The organism is Acidomonas methanolica (assembly GCF_004346035.1).
GTDB lineage: Bacteria > Pseudomonadota > Alphaproteobacteria > Acetobacterales > Acetobacteraceae > Acidomonas > Acidomonas methanolica.
In genome coordinates this window covers 234,852-249,400 of sequence record NZ_SLZN01000001.1, presented here as the reverse complement: position 1 = coordinate 249,400, position 14,549 = coordinate 234,852, and the positions used below count along the sequence as shown (strand labels likewise).

12 protein-coding genes are annotated in these 14,549 nt (G+C 65.6%); 7 read left to right on the top strand and 5 right to left on the bottom strand.

All coding sequences use genetic code 11. The features are described from left to right. Window positions 1-45 precede the first annotated feature (45 nt). The 4 genes from truB (at window position 46) to EDC31_RS01165 (ending at window position 5,184) form a co-directional block, all read left to right on the top strand. The gene (truB, locus tag EDC31_RS01180; RefSeq protein ID WP_042055306.1) at window positions 46-963 is read left to right on the top strand and encodes a tRNA pseudouridine(55) synthase TruB; all 918 of its coding nucleotides are present in this window, start codon (window positions 46-48) and stop codon (window positions 961-963) included. Between the two features lie 23 nt (window positions 964-986). After that, complete coding sequence (rpsO, locus tag EDC31_RS01175) at window positions 987-1,256, top strand: 30S ribosomal protein S15 (protein WP_042055304.1); 270 nt, start codon at window positions 987-989, stop codon at window positions 1,254-1,256. A gap of 269 nt (window positions 1,257-1,525) precedes the next feature. Next, a complete protein-coding gene (gene pnp, locus EDC31_RS01170; RefSeq protein WP_042055301.1) occupies window positions 1,526-3,679 on the top strand; it encodes a polyribonucleotide nucleotidyltransferase in 2,154 nt (717 codons plus the stop codon). 74 nt (window positions 3,680-3,753) lie between these two features. Next, on the top strand, window positions 3,754-5,184 hold the full coding sequence (locus EDC31_RS01165; protein WP_042055299.1) for an NAD(P)H-dependent flavin oxidoreductase: 1,431 nt from the start codon (window positions 3,754-3,756) through the stop codon (window positions 5,182-5,184). A 12-nt stretch (window positions 5,185-5,196) separates the two neighbouring features. On the opposite strand, the gene EDC31_RS01160 is transcribed toward EDC31_RS01165, so the two are convergent. The 5 genes from EDC31_RS01160 to EDC31_RS01140 all read right to left on the bottom strand — a co-directional run bounded on the left by EDC31_RS01160 (window position 5,197) and on the right by EDC31_RS01140 (window position 10,726). Next, window positions 5,197-5,619 (bottom strand): DUF1489 family protein, encoded by a 423-nt coding sequence (locus tag EDC31_RS01160; protein WP_042055297.1) that lies wholly within the window; start codon window positions 5,617-5,619, stop codon window positions 5,197-5,199. 10 nt (window positions 5,620-5,629) lie between these two features. Further along, on the bottom strand, window positions 5,630-6,721 hold the full coding sequence (locus tag EDC31_RS01155; RefSeq protein WP_042055294.1) for a nucleoside hydrolase: 1,092 nt from the start codon (window positions 6,719-6,721) through the stop codon (window positions 5,630-5,632). Between the two features lie 67 nt (window positions 6,722-6,788). After that, a complete protein-coding gene (gene hemW, locus EDC31_RS01150; protein WP_042055530.1) occupies window positions 6,789-7,961 on the bottom strand; it encodes a radical SAM family heme chaperone HemW in 1,173 nt (390 codons plus the stop codon). Further along, entirely contained in the window at window positions 7,958-9,907 is a 1,950-nt protein-coding gene (locus tag EDC31_RS01145; RefSeq protein WP_081797357.1) for a potassium transporter Kup, read from the bottom strand. The genes hemW and EDC31_RS01145 overlap by 4 nt, the downstream gene beginning before the upstream one ends. A gap of 111 nt (window positions 9,908-10,018) precedes the next feature. Continuing rightward, window positions 10,019-10,726 carry a YggS family pyridoxal phosphate-dependent enzyme gene (locus EDC31_RS01140; RefSeq protein ID WP_042055529.1) on the bottom strand — a complete coding sequence of 236 codons (708 nt, stop codon included), beginning with the start codon at window positions 10,724-10,726 and terminating at the stop codon, window positions 10,019-10,021. A gap of 76 nt (window positions 10,727-10,802) precedes the next feature. On the opposite strand from EDC31_RS01140, the gene EDC31_RS01135 reads away from it, so the two are divergent. The 3 genes from EDC31_RS01135 to EDC31_RS01125 are packed head-to-tail and all read left to right on the top strand — an operon-like array spanning window position 10,803 to window position 14,545. After that, on the top strand, window positions 10,803-12,110 hold the full coding sequence (locus tag EDC31_RS01135) for an RsmB/NOP family class I SAM-dependent RNA methyltransferase (RefSeq protein ID WP_042055289.1): 1,308 nt from the start codon (window positions 10,803-10,805) through the stop codon (window positions 12,108-12,110). Between the two features lie 54 nt (window positions 12,111-12,164). After that, window positions 12,165-12,845 (top strand): ribulose-phosphate 3-epimerase, encoded by a 681-nt coding sequence (gene rpe / locus EDC31_RS01130; RefSeq protein ID WP_042055288.1) that lies wholly within the window; start codon window positions 12,165-12,167, stop codon window positions 12,843-12,845. 26 nt (window positions 12,846-12,871) lie between these two features. Then, on the top strand, window positions 12,872-14,545 hold the full coding sequence (locus EDC31_RS01125; RefSeq protein WP_081797356.1) for a heparinase II/III family protein: 1,674 nt from the start codon (window positions 12,872-12,874) through the stop codon (window positions 14,543-14,545). Window positions 14,546-14,549 lie beyond the last annotated feature (4 nt).

Sequence of the window (14,549 nt, the reverse complement as noted above, 5' to 3'; positions counted from 1 at the left end):
GGCTTTTCCGCTTTCCGTGACTCGCAGGGACAGGCCGGGCACGGCATGAGCCGCAGACATGGGCAGGAGATCGATGGCTGGCTGATCGTGGACAAGGCGCTCGGCGTCGGGTCCACGAGCGTGGTCGCGCAGGCGCGGCGGCTCTGCGACGCGCGCAAGGCCGGCCATGCCGGAACGCTGGACCCGCTGGCGACGGGCGTCCTGCCCGTGGCGTTCGGCAAGGCGACGCGGGCCATTCCCTGGATCATGGACGCGACCAAGGAATATCGCTTCACTCTGGCATTCGGCGAATCGCGAACGACGGATGACCGGGAAGGAGAGGTGCTGGCGACGTCGCCCCATCGTCCGGCGGATGACGAGATTCGTGCCGTCCTGCCGGGGATGACCGGCGATGTCATGCAGGTGCCCCCCGTCTTTTCGGCGCTCAAGGTTGGCGGCGCGCGGGCCTATGATCTCGCCCGCGCGGGACGGCCGCCGGACCTGCCGCCCCGTCCGGCGCGGATCGACGCGATCGAGTTGATCGAGCGTCCCGATGACGATCATGCGGTGTTTACGGTTCGTTCAGGAAAGGGCGTGTATATGCGGAGCATCGCGCGCGACATCGCCCTTGCCTGTGGAACGGTGGGGCATATTGCCGCGCTGCGACGGACGAAATGTGGCCCTTTTCATGAAGAGGATGCGATAACACTGGACATTCAGACGCAAAGCGTCGAGAAGGCGCGTGCTCTTCCGGTGTCTCTGCTGCCGGTGGCGACCGCGCTGGCCGACATCCCGGCACTGGCCGTCACCGATGCGGAGGCAAGGGCGTTGTCGTTCGGACAGATTCTTGCTCTGGACGGCATTGCCGCCCCCTTGCCGGCCATGGACACGCCTGACGGCGTGATATGCGCGATCAACGGGGAGCGCGTTGTCGGCCTGTGTCGTCTCGTCGAGGGGCGACTGAAGCCGGTGCGCATCTTCTGACCTTTCGATCGTTGGAGAAGACGATGTCGATTACTGCCGAGCGCCGTGCGGAGCTCATCGAGGAATACAAGACCGGCCTGAATGACACCGGATCGCCGGAGGTTCAGGTGGCGCTGCTGAGCGAGCGCATCACCAATCTTACCGAACATCTCAAGATCCACGCGAAGGATTTCCATTCGCGTCGTGGTCTGCTGATGCTGGTCGGCCAGCGTCGTGGTCTGCTCGATTATCTGAAGCGCAAGAATGCCTCGCGCTATCAGACGCTGATCGGGCGCCTCGGCCTCCGCCGCTGAAAATCGTCCTGCGCGGCGGGGCGATCCTGCCGCGCGGGCGATACTGTTAAGACGATGGCGACGGGAAAGGCCGCCATTCATATTGGTCGCGATTGACGCGGCGGGACACCGAAGTGGATCGGCTGCCGGCGTTTCAGGCCACATGGTGACATGACGGGTGCGTCCCGTAGCCTTGCCATGCCGTCCGAAACGCTGTTCTTGCCCCGATGCTCCCTGAAGCCGAGGCTTGCCCTGCCCGAGCGATCCGACCCAAACGGGAAGGACAACGCATGTTCGATTATTATCGCAAGGAAATTGACTGGGCCGGGCGCAAGTTGGTTCTGGAGACGGGCAAGATCGCCCGCCAGGCGGATGGCGCGGTCGTGGTGACCTATGGCGACACGGTCGTGCTCTGCACGGCGGTGGGCGCGAAGGATGTCAAGCCGGGGCAGGATTTCTTCCCGCTGACCGTGAATTATCAGGAAAAAGCCTACGCCGCCGGCAAGATTCCGGGAGGCTTTTTCAAGCGCGAAGGGCGGCCGACCGAGGTCGAGACGCTGAACGCGCGCCTGATCGACCGTCCGGTTCGGCCGCTCTTTCCGGAAAATTTCCGCAACGAGGTTCAGGTCACGGCGACGGTGCTGAGCCATGACATGGAGAACGATCCGGCGGTCGTCGCCCTGATCGGTGCCTCGGCCGCCCTGACTCTTTCGGGGATTCCGTTCTTTGGTCCGGTCGCCGCGAGCCGGGTCGGGCGCATCGGTGGCGAACTGGTCATCAACCCGACCCTCGCCGAGATGAAGGACAGCGACCTCGATCTCGTCGTCGCCGGGACGAGCGAGGGCGTGTTGATGGTGGAGTCGGAAGCTTCCGAACTCCCCGAGGCGACCATGCTCGACGCGGTGGTGAAAGGCCATGAGGCCTTTCAGCCGGTCATCGACGCGATCATCGCGCTTGCCGAGCACGCTGCCAAGGCGCCCTGGAATCTCGAAGGGCCGAGCAAGGAGGAGATCGCTCTCCGCAAGCGCGTCGAGAAGGTCGGCACCAAGCTGATGGCCGACGCCTACAAGGAGAAGGTCAAGCAGGCCCGCTACGAGAAGGTCGGGAAGGCGAAGGCGCGTATCCTCGAACTCCTCGCGGAGGAAGAGCTGAACCTGGACGCCGCCAAGCCGATGCTCAAAGAATTGGAAGCGCAGGTGGTGCGCGGGGCGATCCTGAAGACCGGCATCCGTATCGACGGGCGCGATACGAAGACCGTGCGTCCTATCGTCTCCGAGGTCGGCATCCTGCCGCGTGCGCATGGTTCCGCGCTGTTTACCCGTGGCGAGACGCAGGCGTTGGTCGTGGCCACGCTGGGCACGGCCCAGGACGAGCAGGTGGTGGATGCGCTGGAAGGCGAATACCGCTCCAACTTCATGCTGCATTACAATTTCCCGCCCTATTCGGTCGGTGAATGCGGACGCATGGGCAGCCCGGGGCGTCGCGAGATCGGGCACGGCAAGCTGGCGTGGCGCGCGATCCATCCGATCCTCCCGGGCAAGGACAAGTTCCCCTATACCGTTCGCGTGGTGTCCGAGATCACCGAGAGCAACGGCTCCTCGTCCATGGCGACGGTCTGCGGCGCGTCGCTGGCGCTGATGGATGCCGGCGTGCCGCTGTCCCAGCCGGTGGCGGGCATCGCCATGGGGCTGATCAAGGAAGATCGCGGATTCGCCGTGCTGTCCGACATCCTCGGCGACGAAGATCACCTCGGGGACATGGATTTCAAGGTGGCCGGAACGGAGACGGGCGTGACCGCGCTCCAGATGGACATCAAGATCACCTCGATCACGCCGGAGATCATGAAGATCGCCTTGGAGCAGGCCCGGGAAGGACGCATTCACATTCTCGGCGAGATGGCGAAAGCACTGACCGAAGGGCGCGAGGGTGTTTCCGTCAATGCGCCGAAGATCACGACGCTGACCGTCCCCCGGGAGAAGATTCGCGACGTGATCGGTTCCGGCGGCAAGGTCATTCGCGAGATCGTCGAATTTTCCGGTGCGAAGATCGATATCAACGATGACGGCATCATCACCATCGCCGCCTCGAATGACGAGCAGGCGCAGAAGGCGATTTCCCGCATCGAGGGGATAACGGCCGAGCCGGAGATTGGCCGCATCTATACCGGCAAGGTCGTCAAGACCGCCGATTTCGGAGCGTTCGTGAACTTCCTCGGCCCGCGGGACGGGTTGGTGCATATCTCCGAGCTGTCGGACGGGCGTGTCGCCAAGACGACCGACGTCGTCAAGCAGGGCGACGAAGTGAAAGTGAAGGTGATCGGTTTCGACGACCGCGGCAAGGTCAAGCTGTCCATGCGGGTTGTGGATCAGCAGACGGGTGCCGATATCAGCGGAAGCGTCGGCGAGAAACCCGCGCGGGCGCCGCATGGGCGCGATGCGAGCTGACGAAACGCGACGAGGCTTGGCCGGGCGGGCAGGAATGATGCTTGCCCGGCAGCGCCGGGATAGATGAGACGAGTATGAAGTCGATCGATACCGTTCGTATGGCGGGGCGGGACGTCCTGCCCCTGGTGGAAGGCGGCAAGGGTGTTTCAGTCTCGACCGGGATTTCGGCGGGATACTGGGCGGCCGCAGGCGGCGTGGGCACGGTTTCGGCCGTCAATGCCGACAGCTATGATTCAGAGGGCCGCCTCCTCCCGCAGAGTTATCATGGGCGGACGCGGCGGGACCGGCAGGAAGAGCTGGTGCGCTATGCCATCGACGGCGGCATCACGCAGGTCAAGCGGGCGCGGGAGATTTCCGGCGGCCGCGGTATGATCAACGTCAATATTCTCTGGGAAATGGGTGCGGCGGAGACGGTTGCCACGGGTGTGCTCGAAGGCGCGCCCGATTGCGTGAACGGGCTGACCTGCGGCGCCGGAATGCCGTATCGGCTTTCCACGATCGCGGCGCGGTTCGGTATTCACTATTACCCGATCGTTTCTTCGGCCCGGGCGTTCAACGCCCTGTGGAAGCGCTCCTACCACAAGACCGCCGAGCTTCTCGGCGCGGTGGTTTATGAAGATCCATGGCGGGCGGGCGGCCATAATGGCCTTTCCAATACGGAAAACCCGCTCTCTCCGGAAGATCCGTTCCCGCGTGTGCTCGCCTTGCGGGAGACCATGAACAGATATGGCCTGACGGAGACGCCGATCGTCATGGCGGGTGGTGTCTGGTGGCTGGAGGAATGGGAGGACTGGATCGGCAATCCCGATCTGGGGCCGATCGTCTTCCAGTTCGGCACGCGGCCGTTGCTGACGCGGGAAAGCCCGATTCCTGATGCGTGGAAGCGCCGCCTGCGCACGCTGAAGGAAGGGGATATCTATCTCAACCGCTTCTCGCCCACGGGGTTCTACTCCTCCGCGGTGAACAATGCCTTCCTGCATGATCTGCTCGGCCGGTCGGAGCGTCAGGTCGCCTATAGCTCCGAGCCGGTGGGCGAGCATCTCATCCCCTATGGGGTGGGGCCGCGCAAAAGGCTCGTCTATGTGACCGCCGAGGACGCGGGGCGGATCGCGGCCTGGGAGGCGCAAGGTTTTGCCGAGGCCATGCGGACGCCTGATTCCACCCTGATCTTCGTCGATGCGGACGATGCCCGGCAGATCGTCGCCGATCAGGCGGCGTGCATGGGATGTCTGTCCGAATGCCGGTTTTCCAACTGGAGCCAGCGGGGACCGGAGTACACCACGGGCGCGAAGGCCGATCCGCGCTCCTTCTGCATCCAGAAAACCTTGCAGACCATCGCCCATGTGACGGATGAAGAGGGGGCGGATCATGCGGATAGGGTTGTCGACCAGAATCTGATGTTCGGCGGCACGAATGCCTGGCGCTTCGCCACGGACCCCTTCTATGCGAATGGTTTCGTGCCGAGTGTGGCGCAACTCGTCGAACGCATCATGACGGGACGCTGACGCGGTCCGGACTCAGATCAGGCAGAGTTCGGCGAGCGCCCGACGGAGCATGACCGGAAGCGCCTCGAGCCCGTCGACGGCTCCGTTGCCGGAGACCAGATCGGGCGGGGCGTCCTCGGGAGACAGGTAACGCCAGCCCTGGAATGGGCGCATGGCGCGTGGGGAGACCGGAATGATGTCATCCTTCACGAGAATCAGCGTGCCCGCCGTTCCGTCCGGCCGCGTCGTGGTGCGAAAATCCGCGACAGGCTGACGGCAGAGAATGAAACCGTCCATCACGCGGTAGAGCGACCCGCCCGCCAGAATCTCCTCCGCGCGTTTGGGCATGGTGCGGGTCGTGATGACGCCGTGGCCGTCGAGGCGCGGCTCCCGCATCCGTTGCGCCAGACTGTCGATGGTCGGGCAGCCGACAGCGAGCTTGATGAGATGGAGCATCGTGCCGCGGTCAGTTCTTTCCCATGGCGTTGCGCGCATCGTCCGCGAAGGCGGCGAGCAGGCGGGGACGGTCGATCTCCTGAACGATGTGAACCTTCCGCACCCCCATCTTCTTCGGTGCGTTGGCGTCGGACCAGAGGACGACACTGCCCTGATGAGGGCCTGACGCAAGATCCACGTCCATGTAGACGGCGACGGATTTCTTGATGAGGGATGGATCGGCGGCGAGCAGCGTGGTCGTCTCGTCCCACATCGGCATCGGGGCGTAGTAATGCGCGAGATAGTCGGTCACGGGCGTATGACGGCTGGCGGCGAGTTTCTCCATGTCGGCTTTCGACATGAAGACGTCGTTGGAGACGTTGGAGACAGAAGTGATGGCGGGCCATGGCGCCGTCAGGGTGATATGGGCGGCTTCCGGATCGAAGAGCAGGTTGAAATCCGAGGCATTGTCGGCATTGCCCGTGGCGGCTTCCATGCCCAGCCCGACATATCCGCCCATGAAGATCAGTTGCCGCGCCAGTGCCGCGAAGTCCGGGTCGAGCCGGATGGCGAGCGCCAGATTCGTCATCGGTCCGGCCTCGATGATCGTCACCTGATGCGGATGGGCGTGGACCTGCTGGATCATGAAGAGCGCCGCCGGGAGCGGTTGCGCCTTCAGCTTCGGCTCGCCCTCCGGGAGCGGGCCGAGCGGCGGCTGGGTGTCGTGCGATGCCTCGATGCTCCCGAGGCCACCCCATGCGCCCTTCCACGGGATCGTGCCGAAATGCTCTTCGCGGAGCCGCATGAGCGGGCGGGAATTGATCAGGGGCAGCGTGGCGCCTTCATAGACCGGAATCTGCGTCTGGCGGGCGATTTCGAGAAAGCGCCGGAGATGGGCTGACTCCGCATTCTCCCAGTCATCGCCGATGACCGTGGTGACGCCGAGCAGGGTGATGTGCGGATTGTTCAGCAGCGGAATGAGCGAATCGATGTTCGAGGTCGCGGGCCCTTCGAAGTCATTGTCGAGAATGACGAGATCCTGTGTGCCGACGCCGGCGGCGAAGGCAACGGAAGGAGAGACGGACAGGACGGCGCAGGCGACGGCGAGCAGGAATCGGCGCAAGGGGCAGGGCTCCGGGAAAAACGGTTTCTTTCTTGTCATCCATTATGGACGAATTTTGAAGCGCTCATTACAGCACGAGGGCGGAAAGAAGCGATTCGAGGCGCAACCGGCCTTCCGGCGTGGCGCGCAGCCCGGCTGGCGTGACCTCCAGATAGGCTTCCTCGAGCGCCGCTTCCAGGATGGCAGGGTCGAGCGCGTCCGTCAGCTTCCGGCCTGTCCGGGTCTCGAAGCGGGAGGCGTCGATCCCCTCGCTCAGCCGTAATCCCATCACGAGGGCTTCCCGCGCGCGCTCCTCGCCTGAAAGCGGTGTTTCCGCAGTGCAGCCGCTGCCGGTCGCCTCGACGCGCTCCGCCCAGATCTCCGGGGCGCGATGGCGGCGGGTCGCGAGGATGCCGTCCTCCGACGTCACGCGTCCATGCGCGCCCGGACCGATCCCGAGATAGTCCTGATAGCGCCAATAGACGAGGTTATGGCGGCTTTCCGAGCCGGGGAGGGCGTAGTTCGAGACTTCATAGGGCTGCAAACCATGGCGGGCGGCGACCTCGCCGGTCAGGGTGTAGAGGGCGGCGGCCTGATCCTCTTCGGGGAGGGAAAGTTCTCCCCGGCGGTGAAGCGCCTCGAAGCGCGTGCCGGGCTCGATGGTGAGTTGATAGAGCGAGAGATGATCCGCGGCGAGGGTGAGAGCCTCGCCCAGCTCCGCCTCCCAGTCCTGCTCCGTCTGGCCGGGGCGCGCATAGATGAGATCGAAGGAGAAGCGGGGGAACAGCGCCCGCGCGGTTTCCAGCGCGGCGACGGCCTGTGCGGCCGAATGCTCCCGCCCGAGCATCCGCAAGGCGTCGTCCCGCAAGCTCTGGAGGCCGAGCGAGAGACGATTGATCCCGGCGACGCGAAACGCGGCGAGTCTGGTCCGCTCGACGCTGGTGGGATTGGCTTCCAGCGTGATTTCCAGATCCGGCTCGGGTGCGAAGAGAGTGCAGGCATCCTCGATCAGCCGGGCGACGGTCTCCGGCTCCATGAGCGAGGGCGTTCCGCCGCCGAAGAAGATGGAACGCAAGGGGCGGCGGCCGAGGCGCGCGGCGTCATGGGCAAGTTCGCGCCGCAGGGCATCCCGGAAGCGCGTCTGCGGAATGACGTCGCGGACATGGCTGTTGAAGTCGCAATAAGGGCATTTGGCCAGGCAGAACGGCCAATGCACGTAGAGGGCGAGCGGTTCCCGAGAGAGTGGTCCGGCGCTGCTCAGATCGCGATCCTCACCCCGAGTTCGACCACGCGATCCGGCGGGATGCGGAAGAATTCGGTGCTGGGCACGGCGTTGCGCGCCATGATGAGGAAGAGCCACATGCGCCAGAGCGACATCTTCGGCACGGTCGAACGCACGACAAGCTCGCGCGAGACGAAGTAGGACGCCTGTATGGCGTCGAAATCGATGCCGATGGCGTTCAGTTCCTCCAGCGCGCGGGGTAGGTTCGGCATCTCCATGAAGCCGTAGCGCACGATGACGCGATGAATGTTCGGGGCGAGTTCCTGCACCATCAGACGATGGCCGCGCGGCGCCTCGGGCTGGTCGAGCGTCTGCACGGTGACCAGAAGCACGTGATCGTGCAGGACCTTGTTGTGCTTGAGGTTATGCAGAAGGCAGGTCGGCACCTGATTGGGGTTGGCGGTGAGGAAGACGGCCATGCCCGGCACGCGCAGGGTGCGGGATTGCGGCAGGCGGGCGAGGAAGGACGCGACGGGGAGCGCGTCCGCCTGTTGCCGGGCGCGGATAAGATTGCGCCCCCGCTGCCAGGTCGTCATGAGGATGGTGGCCGAGACGCCGATCGCCAGCGGCACCCAGCCGCCTTGCGGGATTTTCAGCATGTTCGACGAGAAGAAGGTCGAATCCAGCAGGAAAAAGAATCCGAACACGGCGCCGACCAGAGCCGGGCTCCAGTTATAGACACGCTGGAACACCACCATCGCGAGCAGGGCGGTGCACATGAAGGTGCCCGTCACGGCAATGCCGTAGGCTGCCGCCAACGCCGCCGAGGACCGGAAGGAAACGACCAGCAGCAACGACCCGATGCCGAGCATCCAGTTGAAGACGGGCAGATAGATCTGCGCCTCTTCCTCGGCATTCGTGTGGGTGATCCGCATGCGCGGGAGGTAGCCGAGCTGGATGAGCTGCCGGCAGAGGGAGAAACCGCCGGAGATGCCCGCCTGGCTGGCGATGACGGTGGCGAAGGTGGCGAGGATCAGGAGCGGGATCTGCGCCCAGCCCGGGGCGAGGGAATAGAAGGGATTGGCCAGGGCGCCGGGATGGCTGAGCAGCAATGCGCCCTGGCCGAGATAGTTGAGGGACAGGGCGGGCAGAACGAAGAACAGCCAGGCCAGGCGGATCGGCGCGCGCCCGAAATGCCCCATATCGGCATAGAGCGCCTCGGCGCCCGTGACGGACAGAACTACCGAGCCCAGTGCCACGAAGGCGAGCCATCCATGGGAGAAAATGAAAAGCGCCGCGTAATGGGGGGAGAGCGCCCAGAGAATCGACGGATGGAGAACAATGCTGCGGATGCCGAGAACGGCGATGGAGAGGAACCAGATCAGCATGATCGGTCCGAACGCCCGGCCTATGGCGCCTGTGCCGAATCCCTGAACGGAGAACAGGCCGAAGAGGATGATGATCGCGGCTGGAATGATGACATGGGAGGCGGAGGGAATGGAGACATTGATGCCTTCGACGGCGGAAAGCACGGAAATCGCCGGAGTGATGATGCCGTCGCCGAAGAACAGGCAGGCCCCCGCGATGCCGACCAGGCCGAAGAACCATCGGAGACGGTCCGTGCGGCAGACTTTCTGGGCCAGCGACATGAGCGCGACGATACCGCCCTCGCCATCGTGATCGGCCCGCATGACGAGAATGACGTATTTGATCGTCACGACGAGCATGAGTGCCCAGAAGATCAGGCTCTCGATGCCGAAAAGATCGAGGCGGCTCGCAGGGTGGGCGAGAGAGCCGACGATGCTGACGGATGATTGCAGAGCGTAGAGCGGGCTCGTGCCGATGTCGCCATACACGACGCCCAGAACGCCGAGCAGCGCGGCGGCCCCGACCGGATGGGGCGTGGTGACGACGTCGGCCCCGGTGCCGACCTCACGTGTCGGTCCCGAAGGGGCGGCGGCGTTGTCGGCGGGACGATCTGTCATTCCGGTTCCATCACTCGGACGCAATGCGCCTGTGTGAGCCGCGAGAGCTCTTCTGAGTTCATGGGGAATACGATCCTTTGCCCCTGCGCCGCAAGTCGCGCGCGCCGCGACTCAGTCCGGCGCGGCCGGAGAAGAGGTCGGGCGCGGGCCGAAAATGGCCGTGCCGATCCGGACGAGCGTCGCGCCCTCGGCGATCGCGGCTTCGAAATCGCCCGACATTCCCATTGAAAGCGTCGGCAGGCCATGCGCGCGGGCCAGGCGGGCGAGGGTGGCGAAATGGGGGCGTGGATCGTCCTCCACCGGCGGGATGCACATGAGGCCGCGCAGGCGCTCTCCGAAACGGGCGCGGCAAAGCGCGATGAAGGTGTCGGCCTCCCCGAGGGCGATGCCGGATTTCTGGGGCTCCGCGCCGGTGTTCACCTGCACTAGCATGTCGGGCAGACGCCCGAGCCGGTCGCCGGCACGGGCGATGGCGTCGGCGAGGGAAGGGCGGTCGAGGCTTTCGATGACATCGGCGACGCGGCAGGCCGCAAGCGCCTTGTTGGTCTGCACGCCGCCGATGATATGCAGGCGCAGATCGGGCCAGGCGTCCCGGAGCGGCGGGAATTTCGCCTCCGCTTCCTGCACCCTGTTCTCCCCGAATGTCGATTGCCCCGCGGACAGAACGGCGGCGACGGTTTCGGCGGGATGGAATTTGCTGACGGCGACGAGGGTGATCCCGGTCGGGTCGCGTCCCGCCTGTCGGGCGGCGGCGGCGATACGTTGCCTGACAGCCTCAAGTCGGCCCCCAAGGCGGGCAGCAAGATCGGGAGCGGTCATTGAGGGGTTTCGCTGGTTCGGTCCGGTCATGAAAAGGGGGTAGCGCAGCGGGGCGCGAAATGCCATTGGCTGGCCGATGGCGCATTCTTCCTCCTCATCATCCGGCCGAACCGGCGGCGAACGTCCCGGTGCTGATCGTCCCGGCGGCGACCCGACGCGCGATCTCGCCTTCGATATTCTCTGCGGCGTCGTCGAGCATCGCCGCATGCTGGAAACGACGCTCGACCGCAGCAGCGTGGGCGATCCGCGCGACCGGGCCAGCGCCCATCGCCTCGCGGCCACCGTGCTGCGTCATATGGGGAGCATGACGGAACTGCTCGGCCCGCTTCTGCGCCGGGAGCCGCCCGCGCCGGTGCGGTGCGCGCTGCTCATGGGAGTCGCGCAGTTGCGCCACCTGAACACCCCTCCCCATGCGGCGGTGGCGACCATCGTGTCGCTGCTGCGACGGCGGGGGCTGACGCCGTTCGCGGGGCTGGCCAACGCGGTGCTGCGGCGCGTCGCGCGTGAGGGCGACACGCTCGGGGAGGGGCTGGACGAGGAACGGCTGGATGTGCCGTCCTGGCTCTGGAGCGCATGGGGGGACCGTGCGCGGGCGATCGCCGCCGGGCTGTATCGCGAGGCGCCACTCGATCTGACGTTGAAACCCGGTGCGGATGCGCCGCCGGGCGGGCTCCTTCTGCCCAATGGTTCAGTCCGCTATCCGGCGGGGACACGGGTGACGGACCTGCCGGGGTATGATGAGGGGCAATTCTGGGTGCAGGACGCGGCGGCGTCCATGCCCGCGCGATTGCTGAACATTCAGCGCGGCCAACGCGTCGTCGATCTCTGTGCCGCGCCGGGCGGCAAGACGGCGCAACTCGCCTCGACCGGGGCGGAGGTGATTGCCGTCGAGCGCGAGCCGGCGCGTGCGGCGCGGCTGGAGGAAAACCTCTCCCGGCTCAGGCTGGATGTGGAGATGGTGGTCGCCGACGCGGCTGACTGGCGGCCGCGTCCGCTCGCCGACGCGGTGCTGCTCGATGCGCCCTGTTCCGCGACCGGCACGTTCCGCCGGCATCCGGACGTGCTCTGGATCAAGCGTCCACGCGACGTCCTGGCGCTGGCGGAAGGGCAGGACCGGCTGATCGACGCGGCGGGCGAGATGCTCCGTCCCGATGGGGTGCTGCTTTACGCCGTCTGCTCGTTGCAGGACGAGGAGGGGCCGCAGCGCGTCGCCGCCGCGGTGCGACGCGGCTGGCGGGTGGAGCCCTTCTCCGAGTCGGAGCTCGCCGCCATGCCGGAGGCGCGCACACAGGAAGGGTTCTTCCGCACCCATCCCGGCCTCTGGCCCGAACGCGGCGGAATGGACGGATTTTTTGCCGCACGGTTGCGGCGGCCGGGAGGATAAAGCCGCGGGGCGGGTTGCACTTTCTTAATCATTTGACGTTAAGTGGGAATGACCATGGCCGACGCTTCCCCGATCCTGATCGCTCCCAGCATTCTCTCCGCCGATTTCGCGGCGATGGGGGAGGAAGTCGCCGCGGCGACGCGCGCCGGCGCCGACTGGCTGCATATCGACATCATGGACGGGCATTTCGTGCCCAATCTGACGTTCGGGCCGCCGATGGTGCGCGCGCTCAGGCCGCACAGCCACCTCCCTTTCGACGTGCATCTGATGATCGAGCCCGCCGATCCTCTTCTCGAGGCTTTCGCCGCGGCGGGCGCGGATCACATCCATGTGCATGTCGAGGGGAATCCCCATGTGCATCGCAGCCTGCAGACGATCCGCGCCTTGGGAAAGAAGGCCGGGGTCGCGATCTGTCCGGCGACTCCCCCTGAAGCGGTTTCCTATCTTCTCGATCTGGCGGATGTGATTCTGGTCATGACCGTCAATCCGGGTTTTGGCGGGCAGAGGTTTCTCGAAAGCCAGTTGCCCAAGATCCGGACCCTGCGCGAGATGGTGACGGCGAGCAAACGGGATATCGTCATCGGCGTCGATGGTGGCGTCGATCCTCTCGTCATGCCGCTGGCCGCTGCCGCCGGGGCGAACATGTTCGTGTCCGGGACCGCGGTGTTCGGTCAGGCGGATTACGCCATGGCCATTGCGCATCTCCGGCAGGCTGGGGCGGGCGTGCCGAACTGACGGGCCGGGAGGGAGCGGGACGTGACATGATGCGACGATGGACGCGCGAAGCACGTTTGTCTCTGGCCCGGTTGCCGGGGCTCGGGCGCGCACCCGACATGCCCGCCCATACGTTGCGTGACCTGTGGCCCGGCGATGCGACACGCGGCGCCCTGATGCTGCGCGGCGTCTTCCGCTTCGACATGCGGGATTATCCGCTGACCGTGCAGGACTGGGAGCACAAGGACCTGCCGGTCGCCGTCCGGCGCTGGCTGCACGGCTTCACCTGGCTACGCGACCTCCGGGCACTCGGCAATGACGAGGCCCGCCTTCAGGCGCGTGCCATCGTCGCGAGCTGGATCGACCATCTGCCCACGGATCCCCTGATCGCCGACGCCGCGACGACCGGCGAGCGCCTCGCGGCGTGGATGGGGCATTTCGATTTTTTCGCGGCTTCCGCGGATACGCTTTATCGTCAGCGGCTGATGGACCGGCTTCTGATCGAAGGGCGCACCATCGCCGCATTGCTGCCTCTGCCCGTGCAGGGGTGGCGCGGCCTTTCCGCCCTGCGCGGACTGCTTGCCGCCGCCCTGAGCATTCCCAGCCAGAGCGGTTTTTTCAGCCGTTTCCTGCGCTATCTCGAACAGGAACTCGACCGGCTCATGCTGCCGGACGGTTGCCTCGCGGATCGAAGCCCGGAAGCACAGTTCCAGGCAGTGCGCGAACTGGTCGAAATGAACGCCATGTTGCGCGCTGCCCAGATTCCGCCTCCGCCGCCGCTTTCGGCGGGTCTGACCCGCCTGTGCCCTGTCCTGCGGGCCATGCGTCACGGCGATGGCGGCCTCGCCCTGTTCAACGGCGCGTCCGTCCATAACGGGCAGACCGTCGAGACCATGCTGAATCTGGGGGCGCGCCAGAAGATCGTGGCGTCGGCCATGCCCGATGGCGGTTTCTACCGCATCGCCAACGGCAAGAGCCTGCTGATCGTCGATGGCGGCATGCCGCCGCCGCCGGGCTTCGATGCGACCGCCCAGGCCGGAACCTTGTCGTTCGAGTTTTCTCATGGGCGGCAGCGGGTGTTCGTGAATTGCGGCAGCGCGCGAACGGGGGCCTGGGCAAAGGCGTTGCGTGCGACGGCCGCGCATACGTCTCTCACGCTGGACAACCGGTCCTGCATCGATTTTTCTCCCGGTGGCGGCGTCGCGCGACGTCCCGGCAAGGTGACGGCCACGCATGTGGCGCAGGATGGCGCGCACTGGCTTGATCTCTCCCATGACGGTTATCGCGCGCCGCTGGGGGCGAACTGGCGGCGGCGGCTTTATCTGGGGCGTGACGGGCAGGAATTGCGCGGCGAGGAAACGGTCGAGGGCGAGCGTCGCGTGCAGATGGCACTGCGGTTCCATATTCATCCCGATATTCCCGCACAGATTTCAGACGATCAGGACGAGGTTTTGCTGACCATCGACGGCGCCTTCTGGCGTTTCCGGCAGGAGGGAGGAGCGCTGGCGCTGGAAGAGAGCGTCTATCTGGGGGATGGGGACGCCGTACCGGCCCTGCAGATTGTCGTGACGGCGCCATCGCCCGACGCCGCAGCCATTGCTGAGGAAGAGAAAGAGGAAGAAGCGGTCGGCGAAACCCCGGCCTCCCCGCGAAAGCCCGCTGCGGTCGAGCGGCCGTTTCATCATGTCGTGCAATGGGTGTTCGAACGCGCGCCTGACTGAGGCG

Coding starts and splice junctions, on each gene's coding strand:
- EDC31_RS01135 (WP_042055289.1), top strand. CDS start 10,803: ATGGCGCATTCTTCCTCCTCATCATCCGGCCGAACCGGCGGCGAACGT.
- pnp (WP_042055301.1), top strand. CDS start 1,526: ATGTTCGATTATTATCGCAAGGAAATTGACTGGGCCGGGCGCAAGTTG.
- EDC31_RS01160 (WP_042055297.1), bottom strand. CDS start 5,619: ATGCTCCATCTCATCAAGCTCGCTGTCGGCTGCCCGACCATCGACAGT.
- rpe (WP_042055288.1), top strand. CDS start 12,165: ATGGCCGACGCTTCCCCGATCCTGATCGCTCCCAGCATTCTCTCCGCC.
- EDC31_RS01145 (WP_081797357.1), bottom strand. CDS start 9,907: ATGACAGATCGTCCCGCCGACAACGCCGCCGCCCCTTCGGGACCGACA.
- rpsO (WP_042055304.1), top strand. CDS start 987: ATGTCGATTACTGCCGAGCGCCGTGCGGAGCTCATCGAGGAATACAAG.
- EDC31_RS01165 (WP_042055299.1), top strand. CDS start 3,754: ATGAAGTCGATCGATACCGTTCGTATGGCGGGGCGGGACGTCCTGCCC.
- EDC31_RS01140 (WP_042055529.1), bottom strand. CDS start 10,726: ATGACCGCTCCCGATCTTGCTGCCCGCCTTGGGGGCCGACTTGAGGCT.
- EDC31_RS01125 (WP_081797356.1), top strand. CDS start 12,872: ATGATGCGACGATGGACGCGCGAAGCACGTTTGTCTCTGGCCCGGTTG.
- truB (WP_042055306.1), top strand. CDS start 46: ATGAGCCGCAGACATGGGCAGGAGATCGATGGCTGGCTGATCGTGGAC.